Annotated in this window: 14 protein-coding genes; 7 read left to right on the top strand and 7 right to left on the bottom strand. The window is 43.5% G+C overall.

Going from position 1 to position 18,285, the window contains the following annotated elements; all coding sequences use genetic code 11:
* Positions 1-35: 35 nt before the first annotated feature.
* Positions 36-1,298, bottom strand: a complete 1,263-nt coding sequence (locus HPS57_RS01560) for an ABC transporter permease (protein ID WP_172179858.1) — start codon at positions 1,296-1,298, stop codon at positions 36-38.
* Positions 1,295-2,500, bottom strand: a complete 1,206-nt coding sequence (locus HPS57_RS01555; RefSeq protein WP_172179504.1) for a pyridoxal phosphate-dependent aminotransferase — start codon at positions 2,498-2,500, stop codon at positions 1,295-1,297. Before HPS57_RS01555 ends, HPS57_RS01560 begins: the two co-directional genes overlap by 4 nt.
* Before the next feature lie 249 nt (positions 2,501-2,749).
* Here HPS57_RS01555 and ileS point away from each other — a divergent pair, with 249 nt between their 5' ends.
* From ileS to HPS57_RS01520, 7 genes are all read left to right on the top strand, one after another.
* Entirely contained in the window at positions 2,750-6,211 is a 3,462-nt protein-coding gene (ileS, locus tag HPS57_RS01550; protein WP_172179502.1) for an isoleucine--tRNA ligase, read from the top strand.
* Between the two features lie 53 nt (positions 6,212-6,264).
* Positions 6,265-6,921: a lipoprotein signal peptidase gene (locus HPS57_RS01545; RefSeq protein ID WP_172179500.1), complete on the top strand. Its 657-nt coding sequence runs from the start codon at positions 6,265-6,267 to the stop codon at positions 6,919-6,921.
* A gap of 53 nt (positions 6,922-6,974) precedes the next feature.
* Entirely contained in the window at positions 6,975-7,865 is an 891-nt protein-coding gene (locus HPS57_RS01540) for a DUF4296 domain-containing protein (protein ID WP_172179498.1), read from the top strand.
* Positions 7,816-8,445 (top strand): TetR/AcrR family transcriptional regulator, encoded by a 630-nt coding sequence (locus HPS57_RS01535; RefSeq protein WP_172179496.1) that lies wholly within the window; start codon positions 7,816-7,818, stop codon positions 8,443-8,445. The genes HPS57_RS01540 and HPS57_RS01535 overlap by 50 nt, the downstream gene beginning before the upstream one ends.
* 4 nt (positions 8,446-8,449) lie before the next feature.
* Positions 8,450-9,430 carry a Gfo/Idh/MocA family protein gene (locus tag HPS57_RS01530; protein ID WP_172179494.1) on the top strand — a complete coding sequence of 327 codons (981 nt, stop codon included), beginning with the start codon at positions 8,450-8,452 and terminating at the stop codon, positions 9,428-9,430.
* Between the two features lie 69 nt (positions 9,431-9,499).
* On the top strand, positions 9,500-10,624 hold the full coding sequence (locus HPS57_RS01525) for a DUF4421 domain-containing protein (RefSeq protein ID WP_172179492.1): 1,125 nt from the start codon (positions 9,500-9,502) through the stop codon (positions 10,622-10,624).
* A complete protein-coding gene (locus HPS57_RS01520) occupies positions 10,621-11,514 on the top strand; it encodes an N-acetylmuramoyl-L-alanine amidase-like domain-containing protein (RefSeq protein ID WP_172179490.1) in 894 nt (297 codons plus the stop codon). The genes HPS57_RS01525 and HPS57_RS01520 overlap by 4 nt, the downstream gene beginning before the upstream one ends.
* Positions 11,515-11,865: 351 nt before the next feature.
* Here HPS57_RS01520 and HPS57_RS01515 read toward each other — a convergent pair whose 3' ends face one another.
* The 5 genes from HPS57_RS01515 to HPS57_RS14285 form a co-directional block, all read right to left on the bottom strand.
* Positions 11,866-13,956: a TonB-dependent receptor gene (locus tag HPS57_RS01515; protein ID WP_172179489.1), complete on the bottom strand. Its 2,091-nt coding sequence runs from the start codon at positions 13,954-13,956 to the stop codon at positions 11,866-11,868.
* A gap of 640 nt (positions 13,957-14,596) precedes the next feature.
* Positions 14,597-15,229: a hypothetical protein gene (locus HPS57_RS01510; protein ID WP_172179487.1), complete on the bottom strand. Its 633-nt coding sequence runs from the start codon at positions 15,227-15,229 to the stop codon at positions 14,597-14,599.
* A gap of 3 nt (positions 15,230-15,232) precedes the next feature.
* A complete protein-coding gene (locus HPS57_RS01505; protein ID WP_172179485.1) occupies positions 15,233-16,555 on the bottom strand; it encodes an RHS repeat-associated core domain-containing protein in 1,323 nt (440 codons plus the stop codon).
* 5 nt (positions 16,556-16,560) lie between these two features.
* Positions 16,561-17,100 (bottom strand): hypothetical protein, encoded by a 540-nt coding sequence (locus tag HPS57_RS01500; protein ID WP_172179483.1) that lies wholly within the window; start codon positions 17,098-17,100, stop codon positions 16,561-16,563.
* Positions 17,101-17,196: 96 nt separating this feature from the next.
* Positions 17,197-18,114: an RHS repeat-associated core domain-containing protein gene (locus tag HPS57_RS14285; RefSeq protein ID WP_253946425.1), complete on the bottom strand. Its 918-nt coding sequence runs from the start codon at positions 18,112-18,114 to the stop codon at positions 17,197-17,199.
* Between the last annotated feature and the right edge of the window lie 171 nt (positions 18,115-18,285).

Raw genomic sequence — 18,285 nt, 5'->3', positions numbered from 1 at the left:
AGGGTAATAATAGTGAGAGGCTTTCCGTTTTCTCATCATTCTCCGAACTTTATTGTCTTTGCAGGGTGGATGTGTGACACAAGGAAACTTGGCACGACGAGCACTAATGTGCAGATGGTGAATGTTCCGGCGTTCAGTAGCAGGATGGTTGGGATGTTGAGTTCTACCGGGACTTCTGAGACATAGTATGTGGTCGGGTCAAGTTTTACAATGCCTGTCCATTGCTGCAACAGGCAAACGCCAATGCCGAGGATGTTACCGATGATAAGTCCTTTTGCCATAATGAACATGCCGAACCAAAGGAAAGTGTGGCGTATGACACTGTTGCGTGAGCCAAGGGCTTTCAAGATACCAATCATTGGCACGCGTTCAAGAATGATGATGAGCAGTCCGCTTATCATTGTAACGGAAGCCACACAAACCATTAATGCGAGTATAATCCACACATTGAGGTCAAGGAGGTCAAGCCACGAAAATATTTGCGGGTTGATTTCTTGTATTGTCGATGATGCGAATGTGTTGCCATAGCTGTCTTTGGTACGGTTGACTTTATGAATCATCCATTCTGCTGTTTCGTCTATTTTGCTGAAATCCTTGACAGTCATTTCCACTCCGCTGACTTCATCACTATCCCAGCCATTCAGTTTCTGAACCGTATTGAGGTCGCAGAATACGATGGATTCATCGTACTTTGTAAGGTTTGTGCAATAAACACCGGATATGACAAAACGTCGCATGCGTACATCATTATTGCTTAGGAAATACGCAAACAGTTTGTCATTGGCTTTTACTCCCAGTTTGTCAGCCATGATCTTGGAAATGAGGATTTGCGGCTGAGTAGGCTGTGAGTCTTTGCTATAAATGAATTTTGGGATTGTGCCGTCAACAATGTTCTCGGCAATGAATGTTGAGTCCCAGTCTTTCCCGACACCTTTCAGCACAACACCGAGGAAATCGGTGTCGGTTTTCAGCAGTCCCTGTTTTATAGCATATCTTTGTATGTGGTCAATGTCGGGAGCTTTTTGCAGTACAGAAATCATTGAGTCAGACACACAAATCTGCATCATGTTGTCATTCTGTATGTTAGAGAAATTCTGCACGACAATATGGCTTCCGAACCCAATGACCTTGTCGCGGATAGTATGCTTGAAGCCAAAGACAACTGCTACGGAAACAATCATGACAGCAAGCCCTATCGCCATACCAAGTGTGGCGATACGGACTGCAGGAAGAGACACTTTTTTTGTGTCTCCTGAGTTGTTATATATCTGTTTTGCAAGGAATTTGCTGAGCATCAGTCCTCCATGATATGTCCCGGGTATGCCTCGAGTGCTTTCCTTAATACTATAAGTGCTTTCTCAAGGTCGTCTTTTTTCAGTACGTAAGCGATGCGGACCTGGTTTATTCCGGCACCGGGTGTTGTATAGAATCCGGCTGCGGGAGCCATCATGACCGTTGCACCCTCATATTCAAATGACTCAAGACACCAGCGGCAGAATTTCTCTGCATCATCGACAGGTAGCTTCGCCACAGTGTAGAAAGCTCCCATTGGAATTGGGGAATATACGCCCGGAATTCTGTTGAGACCGTCAACAAGGCATTTGCGTCGCTCAACATATTCGTCATAAACATCTCTGTGGTATTCCTCAGGAGCATCGAGTGATGCTTCTGCAACAAGCTGACCGATAAGAGGAGGAGAAAGACGTGCCTGACAGAATTTCATCACAGCGGCACGCACCTCGGCATTCTTTGTTATCAATGCTCCAATACGTATGCCGCATTCTGAGTAACGTTTTGAAACAGAGTCGATAAGCACGACATTATCCTCAATGCCTTCCAAGTGGCAGGCAGAAATGTATGGCGAGCCGGTATAGATGTATTCGCGATAGACTTCGTCGGAGAACAGGTACAAGTCGTATTTCTTTACAAGGTCGCGGATTTGGTTCATCTCGCGTCGTGTGTAAAGATAGCCTGTAGGGTTGTTGGGGTTGCAAATCATGATTGCACGTGTGCGCTCATTGATAAGTTCCTCGAACTTCTCAACCTTAGGCAGGGAGAATCCTTCTTCTATTGTTGTGGCTATTGTACGTATCTTTGCCCCGGCTGAAATCGCAAATGCCATGTAATTGGCATAAGCCGGCTCAGGGACGATGATCTCGTCTCCCGGGTTCAGGCATGCCAAGAATGAGAACAGCACCGCCTCAGAACCGCCCGCAGTGATGATGATGTCGTCAGCGGAAACGTTGATGTTGAACTTCTTATAATAGCCTACAAGTTTCTCTCTGTAAGAAAGATAACCTTGTGATGGAGAGTATTCGAGGATTGTACGGTCTATGTTTTTCAAGGCATTGAGACCTTCCTGTGGGGTAGGGAGATCAGGTTGTCCGATGTTCAGATGATAGACCTTTGTGCCGCGTTTCTTTGCTGCGGCTGCCAGAGGTGCCAGCTTTCTGATTGGCGATTCCGGCATCTCGTGGCCTCGGATTGAAATCTTTGGCATATTGGGATTTTTTTTGATTTGTGAATAATTGCGTGACTCCCTTCGTAGGGTGTCTATATTATTGGCAAAGGTAATGCTTTTTTCTGATGTCACCAAATATTTATGGGAATTTTAATTTCTTTGTTATTAAAAAGGGATAAACGTTTTGTCAAGTCGGAGAAAATTGCTAAATTTGCATCCTAATATGTGCGTGCGATAAAACAAGTACGCATGAATGGATTTAGGAAGAAACAAAAACAATCATAGAAAATGGCAAAGAAATTCGCTGAACACAAGAATCTTAACCTGACAGATGTCAATAATGAGGTTCTTGCTTTATGGAAGGAGAAAGATGTCTTCCACAAGAGTATAGATGAGAAAGAAGGCTGTCCGCAGTTTGTGTTTTTTGAAGGACCTCCGTCAGCTAATGGTCATCCCGGCATTCATCATGTCCTGGGACGTACAATCAAGGATACATTCCTTCGCTATAAGGCAATGAAGGGCTATCAGGTTAAGCGTAAGGCGGGTTGGGATACACATGGCTTGCCTGTCGAGCTGTCTGTGGAAAAGAGCCTTGGCATAACAAAAGAGGATATCGGCAAAAAAATCAGCGTTGACGAATACAACGATGCTTGTCGCAAGAATGTGATGATGTACACAGACGAATGGACCCAGCTTACCGACAAGATGGGATATTTCGTTGACTTTGAACATCCTTACATCACTTATGATATTAAATACATAGAGTCCCTTTGGTGGCTTCTTAAACAGTTGTATAACAAAGGCTTGTTGTACAAAGGATATACCATACAGCCATATTCTCCGGCAGCCGGTACAGGATTGTCATCCCATGAGCTTAACCAGCCCGGTTGCTATCGCGATGTAAAGGATACTGTCGTGACAGCGCAATTTGAAGTGACTGATGAAAATCCGCTTGGCATAGGGACAGAACTTCCGCTTTATTTCCTCGCATGGACAACAACGCCGTGGACATTGCCTTCTAACACAGCACTGTGTGTAGGTCCGAAGATTGACTATGTTGCGGTGAAAGGCAATAATCCATATAGTGGTGAAGAGGCTGTGTACATACTTGCCGAAAGTCTTTTGAACTCTTATTTCCTGCCGACAAAGGACGAAGAAGGCAATGAGATTCCTGTGGAGACAGTATGGAAAGGCAAGGGAACAGACCTTGTCGGCATACACTACCGCCAATTGATGCCGTGGGTGAAGCCTTGCGCTTTGGAGGACGGAAAGATTGTTGCAAAAGAATCGGAAGCATTCCGTGTAATTCTTGGTGATTATGTTACAACCGAGGATGGTACAGGTATCGTGCATATAGCACCGACATTTGGTGCTGACGACGCAAAGGTGGCAAAGGATGCAGGCATTCCTTCTCTGTTCATAATCGATAAGGCAGGAGACACTCGTCCGATGGTTGATTTCCAGGGCAAGTATTTCGTTAAGGACGATATGAACGAGGAGTTTGTCAATACCTGCGTAAATGAAAGCTACTGGAAGCATTCTGGTGACTATGTCAAGAATGCATACGACCCTAAATACAATGTCGATGGCAAATATGACGAGAAGGCAGCCCTGAAAGACATGGATCTTAATGTTGTCATTTGCCTTGAAATGAAAGCAGAAGGCAGTGCGTTCAAGATAGAGAAACATGTGCACAATTATCCTCATTGCTGGCGTACGGACAAACCTGTGCTCTACTATCCTCTTGATTCCTGGTTCATAAGGTCAACAGCGAAGAAAGAGCGTATGTTTGAACTGAACCAGACAATAAATTGGCATCCGGAGTCAACGGGCTCAGGACGTTTCGGCAAATGGCTTGAGAATCTTAACGACTGGAACCTTTCGCGTTCTCGTTATTGGGGAACACCGCTTCCAATCTGGCGCAACCGTGATACAAAGGAAGAAATATGCATCGGTTCTCTTGAGGAACTATATGATGAGATAGAGAAATCTGTAGCTGCTGGTGTCATGGAGAGCAATCCTTTGAAAGACAAAGGTTTTGTTCCGGGAGATATGTCACAGGAAAATTACGACAAGATTGATATTCATCGCCCTTATGTGGACTATATCAAACTTGTCGGTAAGAACGGTTCTGTGCTGACCCGTGAGCTTGACCTGATTGATGTTTGGTTTGATTCCGGTGCAATGCCTTATGCTCAGATACACTATCCGTTTGAGAATAAGGAGGCTTTGGACTCACGCAGTGTCTATCCGGCAGACTTCATTGCGGAAGGTGTTGACCAGACACGCGGTTGGTTCTTCACACTCCATGCAATAGCAACAATGGTATTTGACTCTGTGGCATATAAGAATGTCATTTCCAATGGTCTCGTGCTTGACAAAAATGGCGTGAAGATGTCCAAGCGCTTGGGTAATGTCATCAATCCTTTTGATTGCATTGCCAAGTATGGTACAGACCCGGTTCGTTGGTATATGGTGACAAACTCTTCACCATGGGACAACCTGTCTTTTGACCCGGATGGGGTGAAAGAAGTGACAAGCTCATTCTTTATCAAGCTTCATCAGGCATATTCGTTCTTCACATTGTATGCTAATGTAGATGGCTTTGACTATTCTGATGCAGATGTACCATTTGAGGAGCGTCCTGATTTTGACCGTTGGCTGCTTTCAGAGTTGAACACTCTTGTCAAGGATGTTGACAAATATCTTTCTGACTATGATGTGACTCCGGCAGGACGACTCATCCAATCGTTTGTTGTGGACAAACTGTCAAATTGGTATATCCGCCTGAACAAGAAGCGTTTCTGGGGTGGTGGTATGACACAGGACAAACTGTCTGCTTACCAGACATTATATATATGTCTTGATACACTTGCACGCCTTGTTGCTCCTATCTCACCATTCTATGCGGACAGATTGTTCCTGGATTTGAATGCTGTTACAGGAAAGGATTTGGCAGAGAGTGTTCATCTTGCTGAGTTCCCAAAGGCGGATGAGACAAAGATTGACACAGAGCTTGAGCACGCCATGCAAGTTGCCATGCAGGTGACATCCATGGTTCTGTCATTGCGCAAGAAAGTCAAGATTCCTGTAATCCAGGCATTGCAGATGATATCTATACCTGCAACAAACGCCGAGATGCGCAAGTGTGTTGAGCGTATGGCTTCCGTGATTCTCGCTGAGACAAATGTCAAAGAGCTGACATTCATAGAAAGCGGTGCGGGCATTCTGGTTAAAAAGGTGAAGTGCAATTTCCGCACAATGGGCAAGAAGTTTGGCAAACTTATGAAGGATGTCAATGCTGCTGTTATGGCAATGACTCAGGAACAGATTGCGGAACTTGAAGCGAACGGTTCTGTCAACCTGAATGTTGCTGACACTGTTGCCCTGATTGAGCGTGAGGATGTCGAGATTATCTCAGAGGATATTCCGGGATGGACAATAGCACAGGAGGGTACAATCACTGTGGCACTGGACATCAACATCACTCCGGAGCTTCGCGAGGAAGGTCTCTCCCGTCTTGTCATAAAGCGCATTCAGGCTATCCGTAAGGACAGTGGTTTGGAGATTACTGATCGCATTGTTGTTACAATAGAGGAAAAGCCGGAGCTTGCCGGAGTAATCAATCACTTTGGAGAGCATATCTCGGCACAGGTTCTTGCAAATGAGATAACTCTTGGTGACGCTACAGAAGGAATAGAGTCCGAGCTTGGAGATTTTAATGCCAAGATACTTGTTGTCAAGGCTTGATGCCTTCCTGTTGAATAGTTTAATCAAGCGGCATTATCGCTCGTAATACAAAAATGCTGGATAAAAAGAAGAAAACTCAGGGAATTGTCGCGTTCTTATTGTTCGCGTCAATTCTCATTATAGACCAATTGATAAAGATAGAGGTAAAGACTTCTATGTCACTTTATGAAAGTCATGAGGTGACATCATGGTTCTATATCACTTTCGTTGAGAATAATGGAATGGCTTATGGCATGACCTTCATACCGAAGTATGCCTTAAGCATATTCCGTCTTATTGCAATCTGCGTAATAGGATGGTACTTGTGCCGCCAAATCATGAATGGCGCACGTTGGGTGTACATAATCCTCCTTTCAATGGTACTTGCCGGAGCAACAGGCAATCTTGTTGACTGTATGTTCTATGGCATGTGTTTCACACAGTCAACACCGGATTATGTTTCGTATGTCGTGCCGTTTGGGGAAGGGTATTCGAATTTCCTTACTGGCAAGGTTGTGGATATGTTCTATTTTCCACTTATTGTCAGTACCTATCCTGATTGGGTTCCACATTTCGGCGGACAGCCTTTCATCTTCTTCCAGCCGGTTTTTAACTTTGCAGACGCAAGTATAAGTTGCTCTGTTGCAGCCTTGTTGCTGTTCTGCAGAAAAGAGTTGTCTGAGATAGGGACAATGTCAAGAGGTGAGGATAACTCCAATACAGACAAATAAGAAAAATGTACATTATCAGGCGAATACTATTGAAAAGAAATATTATTTACATATTGCTGATATCGGTATTGCTGGTGGCTTGCGAGTCGTCACGTCCTTCGTATGTACTTGATTCCGACGAAATGGAAGATGTGCTCTATGATGTTCATAGAGCGCATTTCTCATATTCTGACTACAATGACCGTGGAGACGGTGCACGTCAGTACGCATTGTTTTTGAACGTACTGAAAAAGCATGATGTGACACAAGAAGAATGGGACTCTTCGATGGTTTACTACACACGCAATGCCCATGATTTGGAGCGCATATATGAACGGCTTTTTGAACGCGTGAACAGTGAGGCGTCTGCGATGGGAGCCGGTGTTGGTGAGTTGGTTGACACTACCGATGTTTGGAATGCGGAACGGCAAATGCTGCTGTTTGACTATGCTCCTTATACTACAAAGACATGGAAGATAGAAGCAGACTCCATACTTTCTCCCGGTGACCGTGTCACATTGCGTTTCTCTGGGTTGTTCCTTTCTGAAAAGGCAGGGCGTTACGTGACTGCTGTTCTTGCGCTTCGGTTGGCTAACGACAGTGTTATCGTGCGTAACACCACTTGCTCAATGTCAGGTCCAAACACACTTGTTGCCTCTGACGAAGGACATTTGGGAATCAAGTCTGTTCACGGAATGTTCATGATGCACAAGACAACTCCTTCCTCTAATAGCACATTGCCGGAAACTGCGCAGCATCAGATATTCTCAATTTATGACATTCGCCTTACCCATGAGGCAACCGCAACCAAGAGTTTGCCGAAGCCGTCGCAAGACAAAGCAGAACTGCCAATGCAGGCAATAACGACAGACACCTTAAGCAAGCCGATAAAAGAACCTATAAACATAAAGCAACATGGCACGAAAACCCGCCTCAACGCATTACCGCAACGAGTTACAGAATAACATACTTACAGAGGCGTACAAATTGTTCATGAAATATGGGATTCGCGCTGTTAAAATGGATGAGATAGCGCACAATCTTGGTATTTCCAAGCGTACGCTTTATGAGATATATTCCAATAAAGAGGATGTTGTTCTTGAAAGTCTGAAATTGCATGTGGAGACATCCAAGCGCCACCTGTATGACAGGATAAGTCATACAGATGACGCTATGGATATCCTTACTGAATTTTTCAAAATAAGATTCAATGAGATTAAAGAAACGAACCCTTGCTTTTTTGATGATATTCGGATGTACCCTCGCGTATTGGATTTTTTTGAGAAAAACAGAAATGAGCATAAGGCGCAGACGTATGAGTTCTTTAGAAAGGGACAGGAGCAAGGATATTTTATGGGGGGGCTGAAATTTGACATCATCATGGATATAAGCGACAATATAACAGATGTGTTCTTCACCAAGTATATGAAAAAGCCCTATCCGCTCAAAGATGTCCTGCAGGTAATGATGATATTCTGTGTCCGCAGTATCTGCACAATAAAGGGAATAGAGCGTCTTGACAAAACAATATTAAACGGTGATTAGCAATATGAAGAAGATAAAATGGGGATTCATCGGATGTGGTGAAGTGACAGAAAAGAAGAGCGGACCTGCCTTTACGGAAGTGGAAGGGTCGGAAGTCGTTGCTGTCATGAGCCGTACCATAGAGCGTGCAAGAAGCTATGCCATGCGCCATAATATAAAGAGGTGGTACACTGATGCGGCAGAATTGATTAATGATCCGGAAGTGAACGCTGTGTATGTTGCCACTCCACCGGCATCACATCCTATATACAGCATCATGGCAATGAATGCAGGCAAGCCTGTCTATGTCGAAAAACCGCTTGCGGCAAGTTATGATGACTGTGCCCGTATAAACCATGTCTCTTTGACAACAGGAGTACCGTGCTTTGTTGCATATTATCGTCGCTATCTTCCTTATTTCCTGAAAGTGAAGGAAATTGTGCAGTCCAATGTTATAGGTGAGATACAGAACGTGCAGATTCGCTATTCTTGCCCTCCACGAAAAGAAGACATGAATCCAGAGAATCTGCCATGGCGTGTCAAGTCATCTGTGGCAGGGGGAGGATATTTTTATGATATGGCTCCGCATCAATTGGATTTGCTTCAGGAATTGTTCGGACTGATAACCCATGCCCGCGGTTATTCTGCCAATCGAGGTGGACTGTATGAGGCTGAGGACAGTGTCAGTGCATGTTTTCAGTTTGAAAGCGGCCTTGTCGGCTCCGGCTCATGGTGTTTCGTCGGACATGAATCCCATAATGAGGACCGCATAGAGATACTTGGAAGCAAGGGCACGCTTTGTTTCTCTGTGTTCACCTTCGCTCCGATACATCTGCGCACGCCGGAAGGCCTCATGGAGTTTGATATTCCTAATCCGGAGCATGTGCAGCAACCGCTGATTCAGACTATCGTGGAAACGCTACAAGGCACTAACACATGCGATTGCACAAGTCTTTCCGTGACACCGGTCAACTGGGTGCTTGACCGCATACTGAAGAAAATATAAACATAAGCAACAGACATCTCCCGTTAAGGTGCGATAGGGGAGCAACAGTAAGAGAAAACACTCGCATAAATGATACGAATCGTCCACATATTATTAATGTTATTTCTGTGCGGAGCCGGTTTTGCGCAGGACGATTCCACTGTTGTCGGGAAGGAGAAGAAACCTTCGTTTTTCCGTAAGATAGGCAAGGGCATCTCAATGTTCATCAAGGAGTTTGACACTGTTGACACAAACTATATCGAGCCTCAGCATTACAAGTTTCAGGCAATGCTCCAGTCAACAAGCAATCTTGAGGATTTTGAAATCAAGCATAAGGACGGCGCATCCGTAACATTCTCACCTAAGACAACAACAAAGATTGGCCCTTATGCCGGCTATTCCCTCATCTTCCTCGGCTATACGTTGCAGTTCAACAACTTGCATATTGCCGATAATGCAAAGACTTTCAACCTCAGTCTTTACACAGCCCTCTTTGGTGTGGATTTCTACTACCGTAAGATTTCTGATTTTCTCATGACAGATGTCAGGGCGGCGGATGGCAGCACTGTTGATGTCTCACCTCTTGTCGACAAGCCGTTTGACGGTTTTGATGTAAAGCGTTGGGGGTATAATGTCTACTACATTTTCAATCACCGCAAGCACAGCTATCCGGCAGCCTACAACCAGTCCACTTGCCAGCGGCGTTCCGCAGGCTCACCATTGGCAGGCATTGGCTATTCCAAGTACTCCCTTTCGCTGAATTGGAACCGAATTGTGGAGAGAGCTTCCGAATATGTCCCGGACTATAAGGACAAGATGGACGGACTGGAGTTCTTCGAGAACATCGACTATAGCTGCTACTCCCTGTATGGCGGTTATTCCTATAATTGGGTGTTTGCACGCAATTGGACTCTCGGAGCATCGCTGACGGCAGCAATTACCTACAACAAGTCAAGCGGAGAGCAGATGCGTTTGGAGAAATTCTTTGAAGATTTCAAATTCTCCAATGTGAGTTTTGACGGTGTCGGACGCATAGGAATCGTATGGAACAACACGCGCTGGTTTGCCGGTGTCTCGGGACAAGTCCATTCCTTCGCATACGAGAAAGCCCATTTCTCACTCCGCAACACCTTCGGGAACATCAATGTCTATTTCGGAGTTAACTTCGGAAAGAAGAAACGCTATCGCACACCGGGAAAGTTTTTTGAATTATGAGAAAAATATTATTGCTTTTGTTTCTCCTGACAATGCTTCACAATGCATCTGCCCAGGTAGTATATAAACCATCAGACAAAGCATACGTTGAGAAACTCCTAAAGGCTTCCGCATCATGGCGCACAAAGCCAATGTCGGAAACTGTCATTCATTTTGCGCGACTGCTGAAAGGAATTCCCTATGTAGGTGGCACGCTGGATAAAGGCAAGGAAGAACAACTTGTCGTGAACCTCCGCGAACTCGACTGTACAACTTATGTTGAGACAGTCATGGCTCTTACTGCCTGCACCCGGCGCGGCGAGACATCATTCGACGACTATTTCCGCCGTTTGAGAGAGATACGCTATGCCGACGGCAGGGTAGAATACACCGCACGCAAGCATTATTTCACCTATTGGATGGAACAGAATGAGCGTCAGGGCATTGTCTCGTGCACAGAACCCTCATCGTCGGACATAAAGTCAGGGAAACATCCCTTCACCGCATGGCAGGATTTCGCAAAAACTCCCGTGAACTACATGTCCACACATGTCTCTTCCTATAAGATGCTCTCCGCACATCCTGAATGGCTTCCCGGCATAAAGCGCATGGAAAAGACAATGGCAGGCAAGCGCTACCGCTACATCCCTAAGGCTGCTTTGGGAAAATCCGGCATAAGTCTCTTGCGCCGTTATGTAAAGGATGGCGACATAATTGCCATAATAACCTCCAAGAAAGGGCTTGACACCTCCCATATCGGCATTGCCGTATGGCATGCGGACGGTCTGCACATGCTCAATGCTTCACAAATCCATAAGAAAGTAGTGGAAGAGCCAATGACGCTTTATGCCTACATGCAGAAGCACCCTTCCCAGCTTGGCATCCGCCTTTGCAGAATGAACGGCAAGTGATGATTTTATCTGGCAAAACAAAAGGTTACACTTTGCTGTGCAAAAGGTAATACTTGACTTGATGAAAGGTGACACTTTGCACAGTGAAGTGCCACCTTTGATTTTTCTTTTACCGAACGACGCAAATAGTTGAGAATATCCGTGAAAATCCGCGTAATCTGCGGGACCTTTATCTCTGTGCGGAGAATTGCGTATGCGGGTTCCAAGACAAGACCATTTTGAAAAACTAACTCGGAGAATATTCCCTGCCACATCCGACAGACAAGCTCGCTAAGGGGTATTATATAGAGAAGCTCAATATGGTATATAGAGAGTCTCTATATGGTAAATCGGCAAATGGCGTTTGATACATCATTTTAATATAGCTGATGAAGCGCCGGATTGTTCTCCGACTTCATTGCCTCGCTTTATGTGTTTTCCATAACCGAATGTGTAGGTGGCGGTGAGGTTTATGCGCGGATGACAAGTAGTGCCTATAAGGGTCTGGTGTTCTGAATAATATGGAGAAACAGTCTCATTGACAGCGCTTTCCCAGCCTTTGTTAAAGAAATTCGCAGCCATGATGCGCAAGTTCCAGTTTGAGTTTGCCCAACCGGCGGTGACGCTATGGAAGTTTGTTCCATGGTTGATGCGCGGAGAAGCAGTGAACATGGATTTCTGCGGGCTGTCATAATATCCCCGGAAATAAAAGCTGCCGAGATACAAGGTTGCTTGTGCAGTGATTTGGAAAGGGTGGTATGTGCGGCTGTACATTCCGGTTGATTTGTAGAAAGCCTGTTTCGGGTTGGCATAGAGTTGGAGCTTTCCGTTGAAAAACTTGCAGTTTGCCGCGATGCCAATTTCTCCGTTCAGATAGTCTCCGTCATTGATATACGTGCGCAGCAATGTTTTTCCGTCCTGATATGGTGCGTATGTCAGCAGCATCCTGTCATACATGCCGAAGAACTTGCCATAGGCATTCATGCTGAAGGCGTTGGACGGCAGCCATGTGTAATTAAGGTAGACGGTGGTGTGGCGGCTGTTTTCCAATAGCGGGTTGCCTGAGATGTACATCAGTTCGTTGTCCTTCAGGATGTCGGAGGATTTCTCAGAAATGCCGGGACTGTTTGTGGCATATTGGAAATATGCCGAGAGCATGTTTTTGGGGTTCAGGGAATATCTTGCGCTGATATGTGTGAACGGATAAATGTCGTTATGTTTCTGTCCGTTGATGTCGCTGCCTTCCCACAAGAATCCTGCATCAATGTTCACCGAGGTGTTCTTTGACGCAAAGTTGTAGCCAAGCATTCCTGCGGCGAAGGCATTGTGGAACCTGTTGGTGAAGCCATCATTGCCTGTGTAAGTCAGACGGTTGATGACATCCCCGCCATTGCCTCCGACCATTATGGAGTGCTTCTTTCCGAACTTCTTGCGGAGATAAGCGTTTATGCGCCAATAGTATGCGTTTTCCTTTGCATGGCGGTATATGTCAGGCTGTGCGGTCGCCATGTATTCGGTATAGTCGTTGCTGTGAGTGTAATTGAATATAGGGGATATGTCGATGGAAAAGTTTTTTGGCAATGCAAAGAAATATGTGCCTGAATAGGATAGGGAATTAGACCTGTTCGGGTTCTTCTGCTCAAACACGTATCCGTTGACAGTGTTCGGGGAATAGCTGAGTTCGCCGGAATAATCGTTTGCAGGCATATCGAGATGGCTGAAGGCGAGAAGATTGCGGATTTGTACTTTCTTGCTGTTGTATGTGGCGCGGAAAGTCACAGGATATTGGTTTTTCTTGTAATGTGCGTCTTGCAGCGTTTCCTTTCTGGTTATGGAATAAGGCGTACCGTCATTGCCAGCCAGCAGGTACGTGCCTTCCGTTGACTTTCCCATATGGTGGCTGTCCCAGTTGTTTAATCCGGCATACAGGTCATAAGTCATCTTCTTGTATGTGAACTTTGAGAAGAAATTGGCACGGCTTGACAAGCCGATGAGGAAATTCTCGTTCGCAGTCAGCTTCGTATAGCCGCCATAGGCATACTCCTGTACGATAATGTTTATCACCCTTTCCGCTCCACGGAAACGCGGATCAGTGGGGAACTCAAGGTATTCCACGCGCCTTACGTCTGCCGTCCGCAGCCCTTCCATTTCCTCTTTCGATGCCTCCAGAAAATTGATGTATATGGCGACATTTCCGCCCATGTTGTCCGTGACGCTTTCATCTTTAGGATTAATTCTGATTTGTGGTATTGCCATGTGTTGCAGCAGGTCTATCGCGTTCTGTGCAGCGTTCTTCTGCCTCCCTGTCGGGATATAGGAAGTCGACATGGCGGATGTCTTTTGCATCCGGGCCTCTACAACGACTTCATTCAGATGCTGCACTTTGATGGTGTCTGTTTGTTCCTGTGCGGAAAGTTGCAGTATGCTTGCTGCCAACATAACCGATGTGATGATTCTTTCCATAATAATACGGGCTATTTAGTACTTGCTGTCTCTTTTCAATATGTAGTGTCTCTTTTATTACTGCTTAGTGTCGCTGACTTTCAGAAGAAAATCTTTCACAACATAGCACAAAGGTACTAATAAAAAACGAAGAAGCAACACTTTTTGAGGATTTTGTTTCGTTTTGTGGACGGAAAGTTTTCTTTTGTGCTGTAGAAATTACTTTTTGTAAGACGGCATGTTGCCTTCCTCCATGCGAAATGTCACGGTTGTCTGACCAGCTGTTATCATAAATGAAGTTTCAACGATACTCCGTCGTGTCACTCGTCAGTATCTGATTTTCTGAGAGTGTCACTGTTGTGTTTATGTCGTTTCCTTTAAGAATAGTGCCTTTTTACAGCTATTTTTTTTCTTAGAGTAATTTCCCATAAATCAATTGGAATAACCAATGAATTGCTATGAAAGTCAAACTGGTATATAACGACACGACTCGAAGCCCCTGGAGCAACTTTCTCTATTGTGGAGTTTTTGAATACTTTTATACATTCAAGATAGAAGTGCAATTTCTTGACTGCATAATTCAAAACTAAGGCATCATACTTTCAAGCGTGACCGCTCATAATACTGTTACATTGATTCGCCATATCTCGGACTTGGCTACTCAAACCATTCTTTTGTCCTTTCCCACCAATATTTTTTTTCCCACATTATTAAGATAAGACTCATGAAAGAAAACTCCACGTTTAAGTGCTTCTTCTACAGTTGTAAACTTGAATGGTCCTTCATTTTCTTTTCTTATATCTACAGGTGATAAATCCAAAAGGGCATTAAGCAATATTGTGAGTTCATCATATGGAACATCCACATAAGCATATTTTCTTTCTCCTATAATAGCTACGATTTCTAAAGCATCTTTAAACCCCATTTCAATAAAGACATTGCATTCCTTTAAATCTTTGGTTTTTGCAATACAATTTTTTATTATTTCCTGCTCTTTTGTCGTAAGCTGTCTCTGATGTGTGCTATGTACTTCTGAAAAAAAATCATATTCAGACAACAGTCCATTCATCACGCTGTCTTCATGTAAAATTTCGTCATAGAATTTGCCACACAATTCACCAGTTGAAACTTTCATTAGACCACTGTCATTTACCTCAATCAGGTAATTTTTATGTTTATAGCCTACATCAATTAATAGATACCTGCATATATTTCCGTTTGCAGGATATTTCTTTGGTGTACACGCTATAAAACACCAAATGACAAATAAGACCCATATAATATACTGTTTCATAACTTAATAATCTATTCGGATATTCAATCCTTGCTCTTTGCGCAAGATATCTTCTGTATATTTATAGCTACCTTTTATACCAACTGTCTCCAGCTCTTCTGTTTCTTGAGTTGCTTCATAGATTAGTCCATCAGAACCTTGATATTGGTATTTTGAGCTCTGCTTATCATTTTTTGCAACTCCATTCATTGATCTATGGGCATGAATTAATTCGTGTCCAAGTGCTATGTGACTTGGAATTTTTTCATAAACACTTTTGCCAGTCTGGCTATCACGTGTTAGCACAGGGGCGAGTTTGGAAAAATTATAGAAAACTGTCACATCCGTACCTTTTCCATTTATGGCATCCATACGATATTTGTCAGATTCCTTATTAAATTCACCTGCTTCAATCTCCATTGTTCTTCTATGATTCACCAATTCAGAAATAAGTTCTGTACCTTTTGTGAGTTGCAAATCTTTATTATAATAGTTTCCATGTTTACGAATAAAAACTACACCACTATGGCGTTTTACGGCCAACTGATCGTTTGTAAGTTTTTGCAGTTCTGTCAATACAGCTAAATTCTGAGCACGATTGCCTGTAAGTACAATCTTCCTACCGTCAGGATCTATATTGCTCACCGGATTATTCAAGCAATAAGCATACGGACTGACATGATAGTAGTTCTCGCACAATGGGTCAACACTCGTCCATTGGCACAGCACCGGGTCATAGTTGCGTGCCCCATAGTCATACCAATCCAATCCATGCATACGGTCAAGCTCCTTGCCGTTGTACTTGTATGGTTGTAAGGAAGGATTTGTGCTTGCGTCCGCAAAACTGTTTCCGAAAGGGTAGTAGTTCGTCATCTGCTCTATTGTTCCATTCTCGCTTACGACTGCACGGTTGTTTCCCAAATGGTCCTTTATATAATAATGAAACGCAAATTTGTCCGAATTATTGCCTTTACAGGAGACATAACCGCCGGAGAACAGAATTTTGTCTAATTTCCCGTTCTCGAATATCAAGTCGCCAAGATACTCTGTAGTGTCACTTGTCAGTATCTGGTCTTCTGAAAGTTTCACTGTTGTGTTTATAGGCACAACGATGTTGTCCACAGCAGTTCTGTGGATTCTCCGCAGCTTTGTGCCGTTGGCATCGTAGATGTATTCTGTCTGATTGCCGTTGGTGAACTGTATCAGTTTGGGAGTTCCCCAATAATTGTATCTTATCTTTGCAATCCCTTTGTTTGCATCACTTGTCAGTGAGCCACAGGCATCGTAGGTATACTCTTCGTCAAAGTCTGCGCTATTATTGAAATCTGTTGTTCCTAAAAATTTCATACCCGTTAATTAGTGACTATACGGTTATTTTTACATTCGATACTTCTTTTTACACCCCAATCCCTTAAATATGATGGTTCATCCTTAAAACCATATACAAAAAGACCATATTTTTTACTCCAATAAAAAAAATGAACTGCAGAAGACTTATCATCATTCTTTTCCAGTTTTGTGTTATGTTTGCCAAACCAGATACAATCTGATATACTGCCTATTATAGTGTGATAAGACCCAAAATCAATTTTTTGTTCACATGCGTATCGTGACCCCAGGCGTGCAGAAAGCATCACTGGTTGTCCATTACTCACTTTCTGTATTGTTAAACTACCTGTTAATGAATCTTGAGCTTGATAAACAACATAATCAATGTTGGCGTAAGCTATGTATTCTTCACAACTATCATGGGAAAAGTTGATAGGATTTAATGAATTGTGTATCACAATTTTCTTGATAATGCAAGTGGCACTATCGCCTTTCACGGTAGTGAAACGTGCAACTTCACCAATATATCTGTTTGTCACCCACTCTAAATCGTCTTCTGTCATGTGTGTAATTTTGCGGTATATGCATTTCTTGCAAAATAACAAGACAACAGAAATACAGAATGCAATCTTCAAAAATCGTCTCATTGCTTATTATATTTAATAAAAATAAAATTCACTATCATATCTTAACCTCTCATTTAGCTTTTCTTCTTCACGCAACATATTCTCTGTATATCGATAGTTGCCTGTAATGCCTACAGTCTCTAATTCTTCTGTTGATGCAGTTGTTTGATAAACTTCACCATCTGTATCTCTATATTGGTATTTCTCGTTTTTATTATTGCTACTCGCAACTCCATTCATTGCCCTTAGGCCATGAATAAGTTCGTGTCCTAAGGCAATGTGTGGTAAAATTTTTTCATATAAGCTTTTTCCAGACTTGCGATCTTGTGTTAGTATAATCGGTAGGTTTTCGGAATTGTAAGAAACTTTTACATTCGTACCTTTCCCATTAACTGCATCCAAAGGGTATTTATCTGCTTCCTTATTAAATTCACCTGCTTCAATTTCCATTGTTTTTCTATGATTCACCAATTCAGAAATAAGTTCTGTACCTTTTGTGAGTTGCAAATCTTTATTATAATAGTTTCCATGCTTACGTATGAAAACGACACCACTATGACGTTTTACAGCCAATTGGTCGTTTGTAAGTTTTTGCAGTTCTGTCAATACAGCTAAGTTCTGAGCACGATTGCCTGTAAGTACAATCTTCCTACCGTCAGGATCTATATTGCTCACCGGATTATTCAAGCAATAAGCATACGGACTGACATGATAGTAGTTCTCGCACAATGGGTCAACACTCGTCCATTGGCACAGCACCGGGTCATAGCTGCGTGCCCCATAGTCATACCAATCCAATCCATGCATACGGTCAAGCTCCTTGCCGTTGTACTTGTATGGTTGTAAGGAAGGATTTGTGCTTGCGTCCGCAAAACTGTTTCCGAAAGGGTAGTAGTTGGTAGTCTGCTCTATCGCTCCGTTTTTGCTCACTACCGCACGGTTGTTTCCCAAATGTTTTTTTTACATAGTACTGAAACGCAAATTTGTCCGAATTATTGTTGTTGCAGTAGGCATAACCTCCTGAGAACAGCACTTTGTCAAGTCTGCCGTTCTCATAGATGAAGGTTCTCACGATACTCCGTGGTGTCACTCGTCAGTATCTGATTTTCTGAGAGTGTCACT

Source organism: Palleniella intestinalis, from assembly GCF_013166595.1.
Classification (GTDB): domain Bacteria; phylum Bacteroidota; class Bacteroidia; order Bacteroidales; family Bacteroidaceae; genus Prevotella; species Prevotella intestinalis.
Note: the sequence above shows the minus strand (reverse complement) of the source record. Positions and strands in the feature narration are given on the sequence as shown.